Source organism: Brevibacillus sp. BC25 (assembly GCF_000282075.1).
Classification (GTDB): domain Bacteria; phylum Bacillota; class Bacilli; order Brevibacillales; family Brevibacillaceae; genus Brevibacillus.
Window position 1 is genome coordinate 40,229 of the sequence record NZ_AKIX01000031.1, and the last position, 18,592, is coordinate 58,820.

The 18,592-nt window shown below is 43.3% G+C and carries 20 protein-coding genes and 1 pseudogene; 16 read left to right on the top strand and 5 right to left on the bottom strand.

The window, feature by feature from the left end:
- The first annotated feature begins 158 nt into the window (after positions 1-158).
- From yycF to PMI05_RS08995, 5 genes are read left to right on the top strand one after another with little or no spacing between them, the layout of a single operon-like run.
- A complete protein-coding gene (gene yycF, locus PMI05_RS08975) occupies positions 159-869 on the top strand; it encodes a response regulator YycF (protein ID WP_007720203.1) in 711 nt (236 codons plus the stop codon).
- Positions 866-2,689 (top strand): cell wall metabolism sensor histidine kinase WalK, encoded by a 1,824-nt coding sequence (gene walK / locus PMI05_RS08980; protein WP_007720204.1) that lies wholly within the window; start codon positions 866-868, stop codon positions 2,687-2,689. Before yycF ends, walK begins: the two co-directional genes overlap by 4 nt.
- The gene (locus tag PMI05_RS08985) at positions 2,686-4,068 is read left to right on the top strand and encodes a YycH family regulatory protein (RefSeq protein ID WP_007720205.1); all 1,383 of its coding nucleotides are present in this window, start codon (positions 2,686-2,688) and stop codon (positions 4,066-4,068) included. The genes walK and PMI05_RS08985 overlap by 4 nt, the downstream gene beginning before the upstream one ends.
- Positions 4,055-4,828 (top strand): two-component system regulatory protein YycI, encoded by a 774-nt coding sequence (locus tag PMI05_RS08990; RefSeq protein WP_007720206.1) that lies wholly within the window; start codon positions 4,055-4,057, stop codon positions 4,826-4,828. Before PMI05_RS08985 ends, PMI05_RS08990 begins: the two co-directional genes overlap by 14 nt.
- A gap of 43 nt (positions 4,829-4,871) precedes the next feature.
- The gene (locus PMI05_RS08995) at positions 4,872-5,660 is read left to right on the top strand and encodes an MBL fold metallo-hydrolase (RefSeq protein ID WP_007720212.1); all 789 of its coding nucleotides are present in this window, start codon (positions 4,872-4,874) and stop codon (positions 5,658-5,660) included.
- Here the strand turns inward: PMI05_RS08995 and PMI05_RS09000 are convergent.
- Positions 5,655-5,891 (bottom strand): hypothetical protein, encoded by a 237-nt coding sequence (locus PMI05_RS09000; RefSeq protein WP_007720214.1) that lies wholly within the window; start codon positions 5,889-5,891, stop codon positions 5,655-5,657. The two genes, PMI05_RS08995 and PMI05_RS09000, sit on opposite strands and share 6 nt — an antisense overlap.
- Positions 5,892-6,172: 281 nt before the next feature.
- Here PMI05_RS09000 and PMI05_RS09005 point away from each other — a divergent pair, with 281 nt between their 5' ends.
- The 5 genes from PMI05_RS09005 to PMI05_RS09025 all read left to right on the top strand — a co-directional run bounded on the left by PMI05_RS09005 (position 6,173) and on the right by PMI05_RS09025 (position 10,121).
- Entirely contained in the window at positions 6,173-7,405 is a 1,233-nt protein-coding gene (locus PMI05_RS09005; RefSeq protein WP_007720216.1) for a S1C family serine protease, read from the top strand.
- Between the two features lie 503 nt (positions 7,406-7,908).
- Positions 7,909-8,175 (top strand): CxxH/CxxC protein, encoded by a 267-nt coding sequence (locus PMI05_RS09010; protein ID WP_238543272.1) that lies wholly within the window; start codon positions 7,909-7,911, stop codon positions 8,173-8,175.
- Positions 8,176-8,179: 4 nt separating this feature from the next.
- Positions 8,180-8,659 (top strand): 23S rRNA (pseudouridine(1915)-N(3))-methyltransferase RlmH, encoded by a 480-nt coding sequence (gene rlmH / locus PMI05_RS09015; protein WP_007720220.1) that lies wholly within the window; start codon positions 8,180-8,182, stop codon positions 8,657-8,659.
- A 106-nt stretch (positions 8,660-8,765) separates the two neighbouring features.
- Positions 8,766-9,287 (top strand): hypothetical protein, encoded by a 522-nt coding sequence (locus PMI05_RS09020; protein ID WP_007720222.1) that lies wholly within the window; start codon positions 8,766-8,768, stop codon positions 9,285-9,287.
- Between the two features lie 9 nt (positions 9,288-9,296).
- The gene (locus tag PMI05_RS09025) at positions 9,297-10,121 is read left to right on the top strand and encodes a YecA family protein (RefSeq protein ID WP_007720223.1); all 825 of its coding nucleotides are present in this window, start codon (positions 9,297-9,299) and stop codon (positions 10,119-10,121) included.
- A 329-nt stretch (positions 10,122-10,450) separates the two neighbouring features.
- Here the strand turns inward: PMI05_RS09025 and PMI05_RS29615 are convergent, their stop codons facing one another.
- Together PMI05_RS29615 and PMI05_RS29620 are read right to left on the bottom strand one after the other, a co-directional pair.
- Positions 10,451-10,915 carry a recombinase zinc beta ribbon domain-containing protein gene (locus PMI05_RS29615; RefSeq protein WP_007720224.1) on the bottom strand — a complete coding sequence of 155 codons (465 nt, stop codon included), beginning with the start codon at positions 10,913-10,915 and terminating at the stop codon, positions 10,451-10,453.
- 3 nt (positions 10,916-10,918) lie between these two features.
- A complete protein-coding gene (locus tag PMI05_RS29620) occupies positions 10,919-11,362 on the bottom strand; it encodes a recombinase family protein (RefSeq protein WP_007720225.1) in 444 nt (147 codons plus the stop codon).
- A gap of 143 nt (positions 11,363-11,505) precedes the next feature.
- Between PMI05_RS29620 and PMI05_RS09035 the strand changes: the two genes are divergently transcribed.
- A complete protein-coding gene (locus PMI05_RS09035; protein ID WP_007720226.1) occupies positions 11,506-12,825 on the top strand; it encodes a hypothetical protein in 1,320 nt (439 codons plus the stop codon).
- 155 nt (positions 12,826-12,980) lie between these two features.
- Positions 12,981-13,317 (top strand): annotated as a pseudogene (locus tag PMI05_RS31775) (DUF2785 domain-containing protein); the annotation flags it as partial.
- 150 nt (positions 13,318-13,467) lie between these two features.
- On the opposite strand, the gene PMI05_RS09045 reads toward PMI05_RS31775, so the two are convergent.
- Positions 13,468-14,643: an MFS transporter gene (locus PMI05_RS09045; protein ID WP_007720228.1), complete on the bottom strand. Its 1,176-nt coding sequence runs from the start codon at positions 14,641-14,643 to the stop codon at positions 13,468-13,470.
- A 78-nt stretch (positions 14,644-14,721) separates the two neighbouring features.
- Positions 14,722-15,033, bottom strand: a complete 312-nt coding sequence (locus tag PMI05_RS31330; RefSeq protein WP_039960504.1) for a helix-turn-helix transcriptional regulator — start codon at positions 15,031-15,033, stop codon at positions 14,722-14,724.
- Positions 15,034-15,326: 293 nt separating this feature from the next.
- Here PMI05_RS31330 and PMI05_RS09055 point away from each other — a divergent pair, with 293 nt between their 5' ends.
- The 4 genes from PMI05_RS09055 (at position 15,327) to PMI05_RS09070 (ending at position 18,365) form a co-directional block, all read left to right on the top strand.
- Complete coding sequence (locus tag PMI05_RS09055; RefSeq protein ID WP_007720231.1) at positions 15,327-15,836, top strand: SRPBCC domain-containing protein; 510 nt, start codon at positions 15,327-15,329, stop codon at positions 15,834-15,836.
- Between the two features lie 262 nt (positions 15,837-16,098).
- Entirely contained in the window at positions 16,099-16,926 is an 828-nt protein-coding gene (locus PMI05_RS09060; RefSeq protein WP_007720232.1) for an AraC family transcriptional regulator, read from the top strand.
- An 87-nt stretch (positions 16,927-17,013) separates the two neighbouring features.
- Positions 17,014-17,997, top strand: a complete 984-nt coding sequence (locus tag PMI05_RS09065) for an ABC transporter substrate-binding protein (protein WP_007720233.1) — start codon at positions 17,014-17,016, stop codon at positions 17,995-17,997.
- A gap of 29 nt (positions 17,998-18,026) precedes the next feature.
- Entirely contained in the window at positions 18,027-18,365 is a 339-nt protein-coding gene (locus tag PMI05_RS09070) for a cupin domain-containing protein (RefSeq protein ID WP_007720234.1), read from the top strand.
- Positions 18,366-18,592 lie beyond the last annotated feature (227 nt).

Below are 18,592 nucleotides of genomic sequence, written 5' to 3' on the forward strand. Positions count from 1 at the left end.
TTTGTTGGCAGGGATTGAATGCCAAGCCCTTCTTTACACGGCGTACATAGTGTATTGTAGAGGAATAGTGACAGTCGAAGTGGAATCCTTGAAGAGGCAGTTTGCGAGGAAACAGGCGACTGTTGGAACACGTACTTATAGAAAAAGGAGGGCGCAGGATGGCAAAACTCCTCGTAGTTGACGATGAAAAACCGATTGCAGATATTTTGAAATTCACGTTTGAAAAAGAAGGATATCAGGTCGTGTGCGCCTATGATGGTGATGAGGCACTTGTCGTGGTCAAGGATGAGCGACCAGATCTGATTTTACTGGATGTTATGCTTCCAGGCAGAGACGGAATGGACGTATGCAGAACCGTTCGCCAAACGTATGATGTTCCGATCATCATGCTGACTGCCAAAGACTCTGAACTGGATAAAGTACTCGGGCTGGAATTGGGCGCGGATGATTACGTGACGAAGCCATTTAGTACGCGTGAGCTGGTAGCCCGTGTAAAGGCCCATTTGCGTCGTAACCGCTCGAAAGTGGAAGAGAAGGATAGCCAGCATGTACTGCGCGTGCATGAGCTGGAAATCGATTTGAACTCGTATACCGTCGAAAAGGTAGGAGAAGCGTTAGAGCTGACGCACCGTGAGTTTGAGCTGCTGGTGTACCTCGCTCGCCATCAGGGACAAGTATTGACGCGAGAGCATCTCCTACAGTCGGTCTGGGGATTCGACTATTTTGGCGATGTGCGGACGGTAGATGTGACCATCCGTCGTTTGCGGGAAAAAATCGAGGATGATCCGAGCCAGCCGAAGTACATTATCACGCGGCGTGGTTTGGGCTATACATTACGCAATCCCGGCATGGGAGGCCAGCCTGGATGAGGCGGCTGTTCAAAACCGTTCAGTGGAAAATGGTTATCATTTACATGCTGTTGATTTTGCTTGCAATGCAATTTATTAGCGCCTATTTTGCCCGGGAAGTCGAGAGCTACTACATCAACAACTTTTCCGAGGCATTGAATGGACAAGCTAGTTTGTTAGCGAGTTTGCTGGAAAGCGATTTGCGCCCGCATGACGGGAAGGAATCCAACGCCGAACAAAACCGACAGTACATCGACAACCTGATCAACAACCTGGTAAAAATTAATGGAGCGAATGTGCAGGTCATTGATCAGACAAGAACGGTGGTTGCGACGACAGAGGACAAAAGTACAATTGGACAGCGGACCTCGCAGCCTGAAGTAACGGTTGCCTTGCTCGGGACGCGCAGTGAATCGATGCGGATCGATCCGAAGACAGGGGCGCGGGTGAAAGTATTGGCACTACCTGTTAAGGGCGATCAGATCGTATACGGAGCGGTCTACATGATCGCTTCGATGGAAGGCACTTATGCGACGATTGGTAAAATGAACGGCATCTTGGGGACAGGTACGATGATCGCCATGGTCATTACGGCGGTGCTCGGGGTTGTGTTGGCCCGCACCATCACCAAGCCTGTGAAGGAGATGACCCGTCAGGCACGATTGGTGGCAGACGGGGATTTTAACAGTAGTGTACGAGTATATAGTGATGATGAAATTGGCCAGCTCGGTATGGCCTTTAATCATATGACCTTGCGATTGCAGGAAGCCATCTTGCAGCAAGAGGAAGAGCGTGAGAAGCTCGCAGGAATTTTGAGTAACATGACGGACGGTGTTATTGCCGCTAACCGGAATGGACAGATCATCCTGTTTAATCGAGCTGCAGAAGATATGTTACAGGTGACGATGGCAGACGTCCTTCTCAAGAGACGCACCTTGTATGATCTGTTGGGTCTGCCGCCAGAAGATGAGATGTCGCTCTATGCGCAGGAAGAGCCCCTTTTCATTGAGATGACGCTGCCGAATAAGGAAGAAGTGATCCTGCGTGTGACGTTTACGCCCTTGCAGCACGATAGCAAAAAAATGGGCGGGATCATCGCTGTCGTAGCCGATGTGACGGAGCAGCAGCGACTGGAGCAGCAGCGCCGCGAATTCGTGGCGAATGTATCGCATGAGCTGCGGACGCCACTGACGACCATTAAAAGCTATGTGGAAGCGCTGCTGGATGGCGCAGTGGAAGAGCCAGAGCTGTCCCAACGGTTCTTGAAGGTTACGTCGTCTGAGACAGAGCGCATGATTCGCTTGGTAAACGATTTGTTGCAGCTATCGCGCTTTGATTCGCAGGGGGTTCGCCTGCATTGCAAGGAAGCGGACATCAATCGATTGCTTCGCTATGCTGCTGATCGATTTTCCATGTTCAGTGAGCAACAGGAGGTTCAGCTCAGTCTGGATATGCCGAGCAAGCTTCCGCCGGTTTATATTGATTTGGATGCGATTAATCAAGTATTGGATAATCTTTTGTCCAATGCGATCAAGTATACGCCTCAAGGAGGCACCGTGGTTCTCATGGCAAAAGAGAACCACAAGCAAAAGCGGGTACAAGTCTCCATCACCGACACAGGAATCGGTATTCCCAGCCGCGATTTGAAGCGAATCTTTGAGCGCTTCTACCGCGTAGACAAGGCGCGTTCGCGCGGTCAGGGTGGAACGGGTCTGGGATTGGCGATTGCCCGCGAATTAGTACAGGCACACGGTGCAGATATCGAGATTACGAGCGAGTGGAACGTGGGAACGACAGTCACGTTCTGGGTGCCATTTGCCCAAGGGGGAAAAACGGGATGAAGCGGATGCTAGAGCCTGCCAAGACCGTCTTACTCAATCTGCTAGTGCTAGCCAGCTTTGTTTTGACAGCGATGTTGTGGTCGAATCAACCTAACCTTCAATTTATTGAGCCGGCAGAGTACACGCAGTCAAAGCCAGTTCAGGAAAAACAACTCGAACAGCTCGTTACGCCGGAATCCGTTGTTTTTCACTATGGGGAAGATCGCCATACGAAAGCATCCGCAACCGATGCTCCTTACAGTTTGATCGTGCGAGAAATGTCGAAATGGATCTTCCTCGATTTTTCTCCGCTCACCATCTCCAATGAGAAATGGGAAGATATTGCCCGGGAAAAGATGGGTTTGGAAGTGCGCTTTCGGAGCACGGTTCCCTTGTCAATTGTAGGTCGGCTGGTAACCTTTCGGGATGAGTTTGACAACCGAATGAAAGGGATTGACCGATTGTGGTTGTACTACGAGAAGGACGAGGATGTCGTCTACGCGTTATTTTTGTCGACTGAGGAAGGTCGAATGATGCGTTCTCGAACGTCGATCAGCCCTAAGGATTTGCGAGAATCGTATTTAGCTTCTGGTGATTTAATGCCTGAGCAAATCATGAAAATCGTCAAACCAGAGCGAAGCTTCGTAGATTTGGAAGGCACTGCGCTGATGTGGAGCACTTACTATTTGCCCAAGAATCAGATGCGCATGCAGCAATTCCGCTACAGCTACGTACCTGTTACGAATGAAAGATTGATCGAATCCTACTTTATCGATCAGTCGCTCGTCAGACAGATCATGGAGCGGGACAAAACGGTTATTTTTACAGATGGCAGCAGATCGATTCAATTGAGATCGGAGCAGCAGGCGTTCACGTTTACTGATCCGGCGTATCAACAGCGGGATCAGGAGCTGTCTGATGAAGAAAAAGTGCAGAGTGCGGTTACCTTCATGAATAAGCACTTAGGCTGGCTTGATGAATATCATTTTGAACGAATCAAGAAGAGCTACAATGAAAAAGACTTGATCACGTTCCGCCAGTACTTGGGGGCGTATCCCTTGATCAGCGAAGGGGAGGCCAAGCAAATCGATACGATCCAAATTACTTCAGAAGCAGGCCAGGTTGTGACGATGAGCCGATCGCTGCTGGATTTGGACAAGTATATCGATAACAAAGAGTGGACGGTTATGTCTGGTCCGGAGCTGTATCAATATATCCGCGACAAAAAGCTGGCGGATACAGAAAAAATCACCAACGCTTATTTGGCTTACCATACCAAAGTAGGTGAAGGATACGTAGACCTGATGCCAATCTGGGTTGTGGAATTGGCGAATCAGGCGAACCTGTATATTTCTGCGCACACCAAGCAGGGAGGAGGGAAGGCGCATGGATTGGAGTAGGACGAAGACGATTCTGATCTGGGCCTTTCTTCTCCTCGATTTGTTTCTCCTGTATCAGGTGTATGTGACGCGCGTTAGCCTGTGGAATGACAAGGAAGTCGCGCAGAGCGAGAAATGGAATACAGAGCTGTACTTGAATCAGCAAAATATCACATTGGATACAGAAGTGCCGCAGGATACACCGGAAATGTCCAATTTGGATGCGGAGTATATCGGAATTAATCCGATCTCCTTGCATGAGATATCAGGACTTCAGGCGACGGTAGAAAAGATGGCTCTGGCTGCCAAGCTGGACCCTCCGATGCAGATTCGTGGTCAACTGAATCCTCAGGAGCTCTTGCGTCAAATTGGTCCAAGACTGATTTATTCCGATCAATACGTAGCCGATCCGTATCAATCGAATCAAGCGCGGCTCTTGTATTGGCAGGTCTATGATAAAATGCCAGTATTCGTCGCACCGTTGGAAATGTATTTGGACAACGGAACGATACTCGGATACAGGCAGACCTTTTTCCACCTTCGCAAACAGCAGGGGGAACGACAGGTGATCTCTGGTTATGCGGCACTACGCTCTTTGGTGGACAAGCAAATCATTTCACCAGGGGAACGGATTGAGAATGTGAGCCTGGGTTATTACGGTTCTTACGATGCGGATATTCAGACGCTGGTGCCTGTATGGCGCGTGGTTCACGATGGCAAATGGCATTTTGTCAACGCGATTACAGGGGCTCTGGAGCGTCCGATGGTAACGCAGCGCTGAATAGATAGACAACCTGGGAAAGATACGGGAAGAGGGATGTTCGGTGAGATTTAGTGTGTTGGCAAGCGGGAGTACGGGCAATGCCATTTACGTGGCAACAGACCGTATTTCCGTATTGATCGATGTAGGCATTACAGGAAAGCAGGCAGAAGCGGCACTGGAGACCATTGGTGTCAATCCAGCAGAGCTCAGCGCCATTCTCGTCACCCACGAGCACGTCGACCATATAAAAGGAGTCGGCGTCATGGCGCGGCGATATGGATTGCCGATTTACGCCAATGATAAGACTTGGTCGGAGCTGGATGGGCAAATCGGGACGATCAAGGAAGATCAGCGACGCTTCTTTTCTGTGGGGGAAAAGAAAGAGTTAGAGGATTTGGGCATCGAGTCATTCGGAATCTCGCACGATGCCGCTGAGCCGATGGGCTTCTGTTTTTATCATGGCAAGAAAAAGCTCAGTGTCGCGACTGACCTGGGGTATGTCAGCGATCGGATCAAGGAGACGATTCGTGGAGCAGATGCGTATGTGTTCGAGTCCAATCATGACGTTGAGCTGTTGCGCATGTCCCAGTATCCTTGGAGTATCAAGCGACGTATCTTGAGCGATGTCGGGCACTTGTCCAATGAAGCGGCGGGCGATGCTTTGCTCGATTGTCTAACAGGTGGGGCAGAACGTGTATACCTCGCCCACTTGAGTAAGGAAAACAACATGATTGATTTGGCTCGACTGACGGTCAAAAACATCTTGGAGGAGCGGGGGCTGTCTGTTGGTGACGATGTGCATCTGCGCGATACGTACCCGGATCGACCTACCAAGCTGGAAGAGCTATGAGATCGGTTTGATCCCCGCTTGACGACTGGCGATTCGCTCTGTGAGCTTCGCGTACGTATCGATATGGAAAGTTAATTGTGTATCGAGCTCATTCACTTTGGCAGTCAGCTCGTCATGTGTCAGCAGTCCTTTGGCAACTAGCAGCTCGATAAGGGCATGCAGGACAAGCGTATTGTGGTAGTCTACTTCCTGAAGGTCAGCCAGCTTGGCGATGAGGTGGACTTCTTTCAAGTCTATCAATCCTTTCTATTTGGTCTGGCAGATAAAAGCTTTTAATCTATCATATCCGTGCTCTCGGAGAAATATTCCGGGAGCTTTTTTCTATTCCACAACCTTTCCATAATTCTCACGCCATTTTACCGAAAGCGGGTCGTATACTAAGGGTGTCAAAAGGAAACAGACATCAACGAAATCAATCATGCAAACCAATTAAGGCGCATGTCATTGTGTATACGAGCATGAAAAACTTGCAAAGCTAGTAATGGTAGAAGATAGAAAGGAGAGTATGAATCATGGGTTATTATGATGATTTAACTCACGTGGAGCGAAAGAAACAACGCGGTTCTGGCATTGGACGTATGGTCGTGACGTCGGTAACGTCCGCGGTGATTGGGGGGATGGTCGTCCTGCTCACGCTGCCGACTCTCTCTAATTCGGGATATATTAATATGGTTAAGCCTGGTACAGAAAATGCGATAAGCAGTAATTCCTCCGCTTCTAGCCTGTTTGCTAAGCCAGTATCTGTTAGTGTGGGATCGGGTACAGTAGATGCGGTGAAAAAAGTGGAAAATGCGATCGTTGGGGTAATCAACATCGGTCAGCGCAGAAACAGTTGGATGCAGAACTCGATGGATGTAGAGCAGGGCCAAGGCTCTGGTGTCATCTTTGAGAAAAAAGGCGGAAAAGCCTACATCGTTACCAACTACCACGTAATCGATAAGGCGCAAAAGCTGGAAATCGCCCTACCAACAGGTGAAAAAGTATCGGCAAAAGTGGTCGGCGCCGATGGTTACACCGATCTGGCTGTATTGGAAATCGACGGGTCCAAAGTTACGGACGTTGCTGAGTTTGGTGATTCTTCTACCTTACAGGTGGGTGAACCGGCAATTGCTATCGGGAACCCGCTGGGCATGCAGTTCTCCCGGACCGTCACACAAGGCATCATCAGTTCCAAGGAACGCTCCATGCCAATGGACTTTAACGAAGATGGCCAGGACGACTGGGAGCTGGATGTCATTCAAACAGACGCAGCGATCAACCCTGGTAACAGCGGTGGTGCCCTCGTGAACATCGAGGGTCAGGTTATCGGGATTAACACCTTGAAAATTTCGAAGGCAGGTGTCGAAGGGTTAGGTTTTGCCCTCCCGATCAATGATGTCAAAGTGATCGTGGATCAGCTGATGGAAAAAGGCACGCTGGCACGTTCTTACCTTGGTGTTCAGCCACTCGACCTAGCCAATGTTCCACGCTACGAATGGCAAGAAACTTTGAATCTGCCTGACAGTGTGAAAGCCGGCGTCGTCGTACAAACTGAGGTAGGCAAATTCTCTCCTGCGGGTGAAGCAGGCTTGAGACAATTCGACGTCATCGTAAAGCTGGACAATAAGGACATTTCCAATAGCGCTCAGCTGCGCAAGTATTTGACGATGAGCAAAAAGCCGGGCGATACGATGGACGTTACGTACTATCGTGACGGTATCCAGAAGACTGCCAAAGTGAAGCTGACCGCTCCGCCACAGCAGTAAGAATCACTGACCAAGCGATTTTTTGGGCAGGCATATGATGGAAACAAATTTTGACGGGCAATTCCGGGATGCATTTTGTCCCGTTTGCATATATGCAGTTTCTGAAGTTCCCCCCTCTATCTATTTTTTAATAGATCCCTTCTTAAGAGCGCCGAGCTGATACGGCGCTCTCTTTTTTTCGTTAGACGGGCTTTTGGTGGAGGAGAGAAAAAAGAAGAAAACGCTCAAGTTCTTGGGCTACCTGCTGGGAGGCGGTTCTGCCCAGCTTCATGTAAAAAGTGAAACCCACGTCCAAAGTCGCGCAGCTACGCAGTGTCTCAGCGGTGGACGCTAAAGGCAGGTTTCATTTTTTCCATTACGCTTCGGTTGGTATCCCAAAGACTTTCGCTTTTTTCTTCTTTTTTCTCTCTACAGTTTTTAATGTCCGCCGGAAGTTAATGATGACTTTTTGCCTGATTCATTTGTTTTGCTGCGGTTCTGGGGTAGAATAGGAAGCGACATTATTGAACGGAAAAGAGGCATTTGATATGGACATGAAGATGAAGAGCTTACAAATAGAAGGCAAAGAAGTTGAGTTGTTGGTGGAATATCCGGTGCGGTTTGCTTGCATGGAGCATTTGGAGCAGGAGCTGGATGATTACGTAAATGATTTTGAGGCGGCGCCGGATACGTATACGGCACAGGCGATTGAGGGCGATGGAGTAGACAAGCGTTGTCGGGAATGTGGGGAGCCTGGGCAGATTGCGCTTTTGAAAGAGAAGGGAATGTAGGATCATGCAAATTTCGATTATTACAGTAGGAAAGCTGAAGGAGAAATATTTGCGTGAGGGCATTGATGAATACAGCAAGCGTCTGTCTGCTTACTGCAAGCTGCAAGTGATCGAGGTCAATGATGAAAAGGCGCCGGAAGAGATGAGTGCGGCGGAGATGGAGCAGGTGAAGCGCAAGGAAGGCGAGCGCATCCTGGCGCAGATCAAGCAGGATCAGTACGTGATTGCGCTGGCGATTGGTGGGCAAATGTGGTCTTCGGAAAAGCTGTCTGCGGAGATGGACAAGCTGGCTTTGCATGGGCGGAGTCAGGTGGCGTTCGTGATTGGCGGGTCGTTGGGCTTGGCAGATCAGGTGTTGAAGCGGGCGGATGCGTTGCTGTCGTTTTCGAAGATGACGTTTCCGCATCAGTTGGTGCGGTTAATACTACTTGAGCAGGTTTATCGGGCGTTTCGGATTAGTCGGGGGGAGCCGTATCATAAGTGACGGCAACGGATTCGATAAAATGTCTAGGAACTAAAAAACTCTTTGGAACTAAATTACTCTTGCATCGTATTAAAATATATAATATGAAATCATGGAGGAGTTCAATGTGATTCATGAAAGTAACGAAGTCAAGAAAATAGAGATAAACGATGTAGCCACAACATTTAGTGAAATATATAATAAGCCCTACTTTCCAAAGGAATACGAAGAAGAGATTAAGAAGGCAAATGTGTTATTAATTCCATATGAAAAGTTTAGAGTTATCGAGGGACCTGTATTTCCTGAAGAAACTCGTGATTTCTTTGAGTATCTTAGGGAAAATTCAGTTAAATTCGGAGTAATTTCTGATATCTGTATATCGGATGAAAAATTCCAAGCATTAGAATTACATGCTGACGTGATGAATTTACCTGAGATGTTAGTTAATCTATACGTATTACCAATTACAATTAATTTAGTATCTTCATACCTATATGAAAAAATGAGAACTAGAAAATCAGATCTAAAAATCAAAGTAGGTATTGTAGTTGAATCCAATGGTAGTTCAAAAAGAATATCCTACGAAGGTGATGCAGATAAATTTAAAGAAACAATAGAAACAGTTAGTAAGGAGTTATTTAATAAGTAGGTGAGGAACATGGTTGTAAACGAATTAAAGGAATACCTTCAAAAATTTAGAGGTACAACGTTAAATCCTGATATACCTAATATTCTAAAGGAATTGAAAAGACAAGCGGTTGGAATTGACGATCAAGCCGGGGCAAAAGAAATATGGTGTATTGAGCAAGTCTATAAAATTCTTGGACATTACATTTCTGCTTTTAAATGTTTAAAAATTAAGAAACATTTCGATGCATGGAATCAGTTTGATAGAGCTGATATTGAGTTATCATTTTTAAAAAAACATTTCGATTACAGTAACAATAAGTATAACTTACTCTTTATTGAGACTAATATAGTTAAATTTCAAAAACTGTTTCCTTATCAATACTTTAGTAGCAGAGAATCTCTCATTAAAAGTGAGAAATGTTCAATATGTGGTCAAAAAGTGACGTTAAGAAGATCATGTGACCATAAAGTTGGAGAAATATATAATGGAGAACAGTGTTGCCGAAATGTTGAAGATGTAGAGTTTCTAGGAATAGCAATAGTTGAAAATCCATTCGATAAATATGGAGTCCTCTTCCCTCAAGGTATGGAATATAATTATCGTATTCTAGACAGCTTGATGGAACATCTAAAGAGTCCATATGAAAAATGGGACTTGGAGATTACTAAAGAGTTAAAAGATGAGTATAAAGGTGTAGGCAGAAATCAAAAGTGTCCATGTAACTCTGGGGAAAAATACAAAAAATGCTGTTATAGGTCAGGCAAAGATCGCTATGATCATAATAGGATAACCTTTCTAGAGAAAAACAAGAACTTTCAAAAACCAATAGAAAGAGTCCATACCTGGAAATAGAATATTTTTCAACAAGTATGGGGTCTGTCAATAATTCTGTGGAAATGCAATCAATCATGGGTTTCATCCTATTATTAAGGCAGTTTTCTAGAAGTTTTGAAAATGTATGAAGGGCGAAGCGGCTAAACTTCTCCGACTTCGCCATTTGCAATAAAACTATCTCTAGCTGGCCAATAAACCTCTAATAACATTATCAAACCGCCATTCTATCTTGTAAATTTTCCTATCATTAGTAACCGTTATCTCTTTAATCATCGCATGCACCAACTGCTTCTTTTTCCTATGATCAGCCCTTTTAAACACATTCCGAAGCTCTCTTAACATACCCTTCAATACCTCAAATGGTATCGGAGCGGCATCACCAGCATGCAACTTGCTCTCGATTCCGCTTTCCGTACCTGCAATCTTTGTTCCTGTTCCTTTAGCTCTTCCAATCTTTCTTTCAACATTTCAACTTCAAGCATATCGTTTTCGTACAGTGCCATATACTTGCCCATTTTTCGCTTAACATCCGCTATTTCCTTATCCAGATGCTTAATTTCCTGCTGGAGAGGCTCTTTGTCCATATCTTGGCGTTGTCCCAGTTCCCTTACCACATCTTCCGTAATCTGAGGCTGGCTTACAATCTTCTCAATACGAGCCAGAATCTCTTCTTCTGCGTAATCAGCTCTTACACTATTAGCCCGACATACAGCCGAGCCTTTATTGGCAAACTGCCCACATTGATAATACAGGGTGTACTTGATTTCCCCATTTTTATTTTTACGTGTGGCAACCATGCCGTGCCCACACATTGGTCAGCGCATGACACTAGTAAAGGGGAAGGAGCCATGAAAAACCTGTGCTGGCTTTTCAGATTTGACCTTGTACATAGCTTGTACCGTGTTCCAAAGTTCCTCAGAAATAATAGCCTCATGCTCACCTTTTTCTTCAATGTAGTTGGAATTAGTGCCTTTTCTCCTTTTGGTTGACCAGTTCTCATGTTTGTTGAAGCGGATTTTGCCCACATAAAGTGGGTTGTTTAGGATGTCTTTAACCGCCACTACACTAAACGGTTTACCCCATTTGGTCTTATAACCAAGGTGATTTAGCTCGTTAGCAATCGCTTTTATCCCTTTTCCACTGGAATATTTTTCAAAGATCATTTGTACCAATACCGATTCTGGCTCCACAATTACAAGTTGGGTCTCCTTACGTTTACGGAATGTACTGCCTTCCACTTCAACAGATTCATACCCCAATACTAACTCATCCCCTTTTTGCTGATGAAGCGGGGAATTCCCGCTTTTTTGGTTCAGCAGGGGAGGGGGAAGTAAATAGATTTTCAGAGAAAGCGAAACGGAAGGAACGTATGTGCGTATATTTGTTATAAGGAGTTGATGATATGCCGTTTTTAAATTACATAATTTTGAATGCTTTTTTATTTATATCGAAATGGGGTGATGACTTAATAAGAAGATTGAGGAGGAGAAATTCTACATCTCTAATAGTCTTTGTGAACCTGCTGTACTGTGCAGTTTTATCGCTAGGTTTAGGGTTCTTTACTATGCTACTTGTACTAGTAGCTATGGAACATCTAAAAATGAGTACTATTAATCTAAATCCATACTACGGAATTTTGTTACCTGTTTCTGGTTACGTTTTTATTTGTTTTGGAGCATTTTTATTGCTTAATATCGATAGAATATTTAGCTTTAGTATACCGAGAATTCTAATGCTGACTTTTATTTCAATACTGATACTACAACCTATTCGACAGTTATGGAGAAGTTTGTTGTTTGTATTCATAACTGCGTTTTTTCTGACATTAGTATTATTTCCAATGGTTATATCGATAGGAATTCCTGATCAAATGATCGGCAAAGTTTTTTGGACAATAGCACCTATCTCTTTTTTAATTGTTGTAATCATATTTAATGAAGGAACGATAAGCACTTTATCAAGGGCTAGCAGACAGCTTGCTTTATATCTTTTATTGTTTAGTGGATTTCTATATTTGAATATTTACCAACTCCTTTTATATGAGAATGGAACCTGGGATGAGCAAACTGTCATTAGTGCAGGTCTTTTGATTATTGGGTTAGTATTTGTACTAGCAACAGTACTTGATAAGGCAAGAACATTGTTTAATGAAGTAGGGGCAACGCATCGTAGAACGATTAGACGTGTTTGGAGAGAACTCAGTAGTACATATTCTTTAACCGATTGTTTAAGAGTTTTCGAGAACTACAGACTCGAGTTCGTTCAAGGAATCGAAGAGACCAGAAGGTTATGGAGAATTGGAGAACGAAGAAGAGTCATAGGTGCCATTGCTATTCCTCTTCTGATGATTTCCATTGTTTCGATAATGTTTACGGGCATGAAAGCAATTCAAGGATATGCTGACTATCTCAAAAATCAACTTATATTACAATGGTATGCTGTTTTTAACGGGAATAAAGAACTAGCAGAGAATATTTTCCTGTTATTGTTGGGAGTAATAGGTCTATTTTGGGTTATTAGCAGATTATTACTGAGATTCAGTAGCATTAATTGGAATGAAAGACTAAGATTATTTAGCTTAATCCTGATTTTAATCTTATTCGTGAGCATTCTAATTTCTTTTTTGGTTCCTTGGTTAGCTACTTTCTTAATTTATTACATTGTAAAACCGGTATTTTGCTTACTAGTGTTACTTATGGTTTTGTTGAGGTTTATCAGATGAGTAATTGAATAACACTCCCGTTGCCGTTTTTCAAAGCTCGGTGAACCGTATCATAAGTAACGGCAACAGTTTTAGTACGAACAAGGAGAAAATAATTAATAGAAAATATATAATGACCACGATAGGCAACCATATATTACATTGATTACATACATGCTTTGATTATGCAATATCACAGGAAGCAGCTTTTTCTGGATCAAGCTGATTTCCAGCACCTGAAGCATTCACTGCTCTGCTATTATAAAGAGGAGAAGGATCTGCGCGGTTATTTATCTGTCCGAAGGAGGCTGGGCTCACAGCGCAGTCCATGGTGCGGATGCTTTGGATGAGTTAGTGTAGTGCCCGGAGAGTGATGCCGCGGTGCAACTCGAGGTTCTTGGCGCTATTCAAGGGATGCTTCATATCGGGATACAAATTTTTAGCGAGGAGGAAGATGAGTGGATCGCTAGCATCGTGGATACCATGATTGACAAAGGTCTGCTTCCGCAGTAGGAGATCGCTGAGTGGATAAACGGCTTGGCACAGTGCGGCAACTAGCCGAGGGAATGATCTTGGAGCTACCTTGCTTGCCGCGTGGCAGTCCTGAACACGGAAACAATGTTCTAGACTGCCACGTTATATTGATCGATGGATTCCGTTCGTTTAACGTACGTTTACTTCCTCTGCGTTCGATTTGGAAATTTTTATTTTTACCATGATCAATAAGAAAGCTAGAAGTGAAAACGTAATGCCGCTCCACATGAGTTGATGTATGCCCAAGTGAGAAATAAACCAACCGCCGATAAAAGTCCCTACAGTAATTCCAAGATTGGAAAATGAGACAAACAAGCTGTTGCCGAATTCGGGAGCTTCTTTTGCCTCAATCGTTAACCATGCTTGACTGACAATAAGCCCTCCGGAATGCACTGTCCCCCAAAGGAATACGATAACAGCCATTGGAAAGAAAGAAGAACCTAAATAATAAGTGAATAAGTAAATGACCGCATAGAGCAGAGGATACAAGATAACGGTCTTTGTAATGCTTTTATGCAAAAAGCCCCCAAATAAAAAATTTCCGAAAATCATGATGATTCCAAAGGCCATCAACATGATACTAATCCATGACCCGTTCATATGTGTTACTTGTCCTAAATATTCAGCAAAGTAGCTGTACACAGAAAACATAGCTGCAAAGATAAAAATAACGGTCGCGATCGTTAACCACAATTGAGGTTTGCGTAATATACCAAGCTGCTGGTCGTAAGACATTTTTTCCGTAACAGGCATGGAAGGAAGCCAAGCTAGTATTCCTACAAAGGCAATCATGCTTACAACAGCTCCAAATAGGAAAGCAGCTTCTAACGATATCTTGTCCGCGAGATAAGAAGTCAAAGGCACGCCAAAAGCAAATCCGACCGTTATTCCGGCGAAAACCTTTGTGACCGCTTTGCTGCTTTTTTCCGGAGGGACAAGTTTGGCTGCGGTCACAAGGGCAATCGAGAAAAAGATGGGATGAAAAATAGCAGGGAGAATACGGAAAACTAGCATCACATCGAACCTGGTTGTGAAGGCATAAACAATATTTGAAATCGCAAAAATAAGCACAGCGGTTAATAAAATGACTTTACGATTAATACCAGAAACGAGTAATGTCAGGAATGGACCTGAAATGGCAACAACTAACGCAAATATGCTTACAAGCCATCCGGCCTGTGCAGTCGAAATATTGAATTTTTGAGTGACCTGGGGTAAAACACCTATAATTCCCATTTCCGTTGTAATGATGCCGAATACGCCTAAAGCCAGAATCATAATAAGCAAAGGGTTAACCTGTTTCATGTTAAATGTAAGCCTCCAATCATATTCATATATACAGAATTATAGATATAAATAAACAAAAAAAGAGCTCCTTTCCGTTTATAGTTTCGTTTTGATGTACTCGGAAAATTCCTGTATTATCTTTTCGTTCCGACGATAGTACGTCCACTTCCCAATTCGCTCAGATTCTAGCAAACCAGCTTTTTGCATAGTCAACAAATAACTCGAGATAACAGATTGTGCAAGTCCCGATTTTGCCTGAATATCTCCCACGCATACACCAATCCGAAAATTGAGGCCTTGTTGTAAATAGGGCTTTTCATCAAAGAATTCCTCTGGATTCTTTAACCATTGCATAATTTGACTACGAGTCTCGTTAGACAAAGCTTTATAAATCAATGAAGGTTCCATATAGATCATTATATCTATTTTTATAGATCTGTAAATATGAAAAGGCTGTTTCTCCGACGATGCTTGCTCAGCCTTATCATAAGTAACGGCAAGTATTTACAAGCATTAACAAAGTAGTTGCTTTGAAATAAAGTTCGTAATGATTAGATTTATATATTTAACTGGGTGGGTATGTTTAAAGGTATTAACTTTGTTTAATAATATTGGCGGTGTCAGTAATCGCGGTTGGGCACGGTATCTCGTCCAAGCACTTATATAAATTAAAAGGAATACTGATTGATGGAGGAATCGATATGACGCCCAACTCGGAAAGCAAAGAGTTAATAATAACGCGTGAGATTCATGCGCCACGCGAACTTGTATACCAAGTATGGACTGAATCAGAGCACCTGAAGCACTGGTGGGGGCCGAAAGGGTTTGAAATAAGTGTAAAGCATCTCGATTTTCGTAAGGGCGGATTTTTCCACTACAGCATGCAAGCTCCTGATGGCAGTCAAATGTGGGGTAAATTTGTGTACCAGGAGATCAAGGCTCCCGAGAAGATTGTCTGGATCAACTGCTTTTCCGATGAGGCAGGAAACATTGTCAGGTCTCCATTCAGTGATTTGATCCCGCTCGAAATTCGCAATGAGGTAACAATGAGCGATAATAATGGTACAACCCAAATAACCCTTTGCAGCCGACCGATCAATGCTACTGAAGAAGAGCGCAGCTTCTTTGAGGGGATGTTCGATTCTATGAAGCAGGGCTTCGGAGGAACTTTTGATCAGCTTGAACAATATTTGTCGGAGGAAAAAAACTAGCCAAAGCGTCCAATAGGATGTCTTTTTTTGGTCCAAAGTTCTGTGAGCAGAAAAGTTATCTTTACACTTGCCGTTACCCGCTGTTTTAACATTAGCGGGTGCGGCATTTTTATTGTCCGCACAGGTTGACAATGATAATCGTTATCGATAATGGTAAAATAAACAAGGCCCTCATCTGCATCTGATCAAGAAGCTGCACAGGATGTACAACGATCGATCTTACGTATTACTGGCAAACGACTTTTGAAATGAGGTATGCAATGTGAAAATCGACGTTAATCAGTTAGCGGAGCATTTGGCACACATTCCTTTTCAAGTAGAAGGAGTATATCGATATGCGAAAAATCCAGGTGTACCTTACGCTGAATATACAGATTCTTTTCCTGGATTTGTGTTTCCACTTACAGGGAAGGTACAATTTCAATTTAATGGAACGCCTTATATCTTTTCGCCAGGAAAAGTTGTGCATGGCGGTGCAAGAATGAAACTAGCTCAAAAAATGTTCGGTAACACAAACTGGGAATATATCCTTGTTTTATATCGGATATATAACTCAGAACTAGAAGAGACAAGCTTTTCCCATCAGCATTTTGAATTATCAACGGGTCAATCTCCTCGTCTGATTGAATTAATTATGCGCCTTTGGCATGTGTATAATCAGCCTGGTGGCATTTCGATGTTTCAGACCGAAATGCTGTTTCGTGATGTACTGAATGAAACCTTATTATGTGTTGTGAATAGGCAGAATAGCTGTGAATCACAAACTTTGTTCGAACGGGTATCTCATTATATTCATGAATACTATGATCAAAGCCTTACAATAGCATCGATTGCAGAACAACATAACGTGAATCGAAATCGACTGTCTTATGTATTTAGAAGACATGCATGTATGGGACCAGCGGAATACATATTAAAACATCGTATAAACATGGCGCAAGAAATGCTATTTACAAGTGATGCGTCTGTACAACAAATTGCGCAAACGGTTGGAATTGCTGACCCGTTTTATTTTAGTAGAGTGTTCAAGAAACAACTCGGTATCTCTCCTACTGAATATCGAGAGAAGTTCATCAATAATCCATGCTAACTTCAACAGGCATCCATTCTCATCTAAAAATTCCTTTTCTATACTAATGGCAAACGAAAGATAACATGATGTTGGAGGAATTTTCGTATGCAAAAGATGAAAGGCCTGCTAATCTCCATGCTATTAGTAGCAGGCATACTGGCAGGTTGTAATGAAACACCTGCTGAAAATAAAGGATCAACGACAGAAGGCGCATCTACAACAGCAGGTAAGGTAGATACAACTGAATGGCCAAGAACATTTAAGGATGCCTTAGGTAAAGAAATTGTTATCGAGAAACAACCAGAGAATATTGCTTCATTATGGTATTTTTATCCTGAAATACTAGTTGCATTAGGTGAGCCGCCTGCTGCTTCTACTGAAAAAGAGTATCTATCTTCTTTATCCTATTTAAAAGGAAAGCTGGATTCAGCTGATGAATTAGGAGAAAAATTATCACCTAATATTGAAAAAATCCTATCGATAGAGCCTGACATTATTTTAGCAACTGAGCATCATGAAAAAATGTATGATTCACTAGAAAAAGTTGCGCCAGTCATTACGTTAAAATCCAAGGACATCTATGACGATTGGCAATATGGACTCCGTACAGTAGCCGAGATTATTGGAAAAGAAGATGAAGCGGAAAAAGTCATTGATAAAATGATGAAAGAAATCACAACTGGGCGCGAAGCATTAAAGTCGATTGAAGGAGAGTCAGTAGCCCTTATATTGTCGTGGGATGGAAAAACGTTTAATGTCCTAGGTGAAGGAAATCCGGTCTATATACTTGCGTTTGATAAAGAGAAGGGACTGGGACTTACACCAGACCATATATTTAAAGGTACGACTAATAAATTTACTACGTTTGAAGGAATATCAACTGTTGAAGCAGACCATATTTTCCTTATCGGTGACATTACCAAAAAGGAACAATTAATGAATGACTTAAAACAAAGCAATGTATGGAATAATCTCAATGCCGTTAAGAAAAGAAATGTTCATTTAATGGATGCGTCCGCTATTACTGGTGGCCCATTAGCTATCGAATACGCTTTACAAAATATAACAAGTGCCTTGCGTAAGCTTTAAAAAGTCGAGAAAAATGAGGAGGGATTCATATGCATTACCAAGCTATTAATCTGAATGAGAAGCTATCTACATTCAACGATCTCTGGTCTCCGAAAGTCATTGCTGAAATAAATGACTTTCAATTTAAGCTCATTAAGATTGCTGGGGATTTTATATGGCACGAGCATCAAGGTACGGATAAGGTATTTATTGTGCTCGAAGGAGAGATGTTCATTGCTTTTCGTGATGGCCAAGTGAAAATTTCCAAGGGTGAGATGTTTATTGTCCCGGGGGGAGCCGATCAAAAGCCTTTCGCCGAAAAGGAATGCCATATCATGTTGGTGGAGCCTAGAAGCGCAGCAAACACTGGCGCTAATGAGTCCGAATGAACAGCAGCCAGTGATAATTGGATCTACTAGTGCAGCTCTCAGCTCCGCTTTTTTTACGTTCAATATCATTTTGTTCCTTTTCCAGCCGCTGTAGCTTCTTGCTCCAGCGGCTTTTTATGCTTATTAAATCTGATCTTCCCGACATAAGCATTTTTCTCCTCTCTACTTCCTGCATCCTAAGGATTGATCTTTAGCCGATCTCAGGGAGAGGTATACAGTTTCAACAA

Bases quoted from the DNA above. Each gene is read 5' to 3' on its own strand.
- yycF (WP_007720203.1), top strand. From the start codon at position 159: ATGGCAAAACTCCTCGTAGTTGACGATGAAAAACCGATTGCAGATATT.
- walK (WP_007720204.1), top strand. From the start codon at position 866: ATGAGGCGGCTGTTCAAAACCGTTCAGTGGAAAATGGTTATCATTTAC.
- PMI05_RS08985 (WP_007720205.1), top strand. From the start codon at position 2,686: ATGAAGCGGATGCTAGAGCCTGCCAAGACCGTCTTACTCAATCTGCTA.
- PMI05_RS08990 (WP_007720206.1), top strand. From the start codon at position 4,055: ATGGATTGGAGTAGGACGAAGACGATTCTGATCTGGGCCTTTCTTCTC.
- PMI05_RS09005 (WP_007720216.1), top strand. From the start codon at position 6,173: ATGGGTTATTATGATGATTTAACTCACGTGGAGCGAAAGAAACAACGC.
- rlmH (WP_007720220.1), top strand. From the start codon at position 8,180: ATGCAAATTTCGATTATTACAGTAGGAAAGCTGAAGGAGAAATATTTG.
- PMI05_RS09025 (WP_007720223.1), top strand. From the start codon at position 9,297: ATGGTTGTAAACGAATTAAAGGAATACCTTCAAAAATTTAGAGGTACA.
- PMI05_RS29615 (WP_007720224.1), bottom strand. From the start codon at position 10,915: ATGTGTGGGCACGGCATGGTTGCCACACGTAAAAATAAAAATGGGGAA.
- PMI05_RS09035 (WP_007720226.1), top strand. From the start codon at position 11,506: ATGCCGTTTTTAAATTACATAATTTTGAATGCTTTTTTATTTATATCG.
- PMI05_RS09045 (WP_007720228.1), bottom strand. From the start codon at position 14,643: ATGAAACAGGTTAACCCTTTGCTTATTATGATTCTGGCTTTAGGCGTA.
- PMI05_RS31330 (WP_039960504.1), bottom strand. From the start codon at position 15,033: ATGGAACCTTCATTGATTTATAAAGCTTTGTCTAACGAGACTCGTAGT.
- PMI05_RS09055 (WP_007720231.1), top strand. From the start codon at position 15,327: ATGACGCCCAACTCGGAAAGCAAAGAGTTAATAATAACGCGTGAGATT.
- PMI05_RS09065 (WP_007720233.1), top strand. From the start codon at position 17,014: ATGCAAAAGATGAAAGGCCTGCTAATCTCCATGCTATTAGTAGCAGGC.
- PMI05_RS09070 (WP_007720234.1), top strand. From the start codon at position 18,027: ATGCATTACCAAGCTATTAATCTGAATGAGAAGCTATCTACATTCAAC.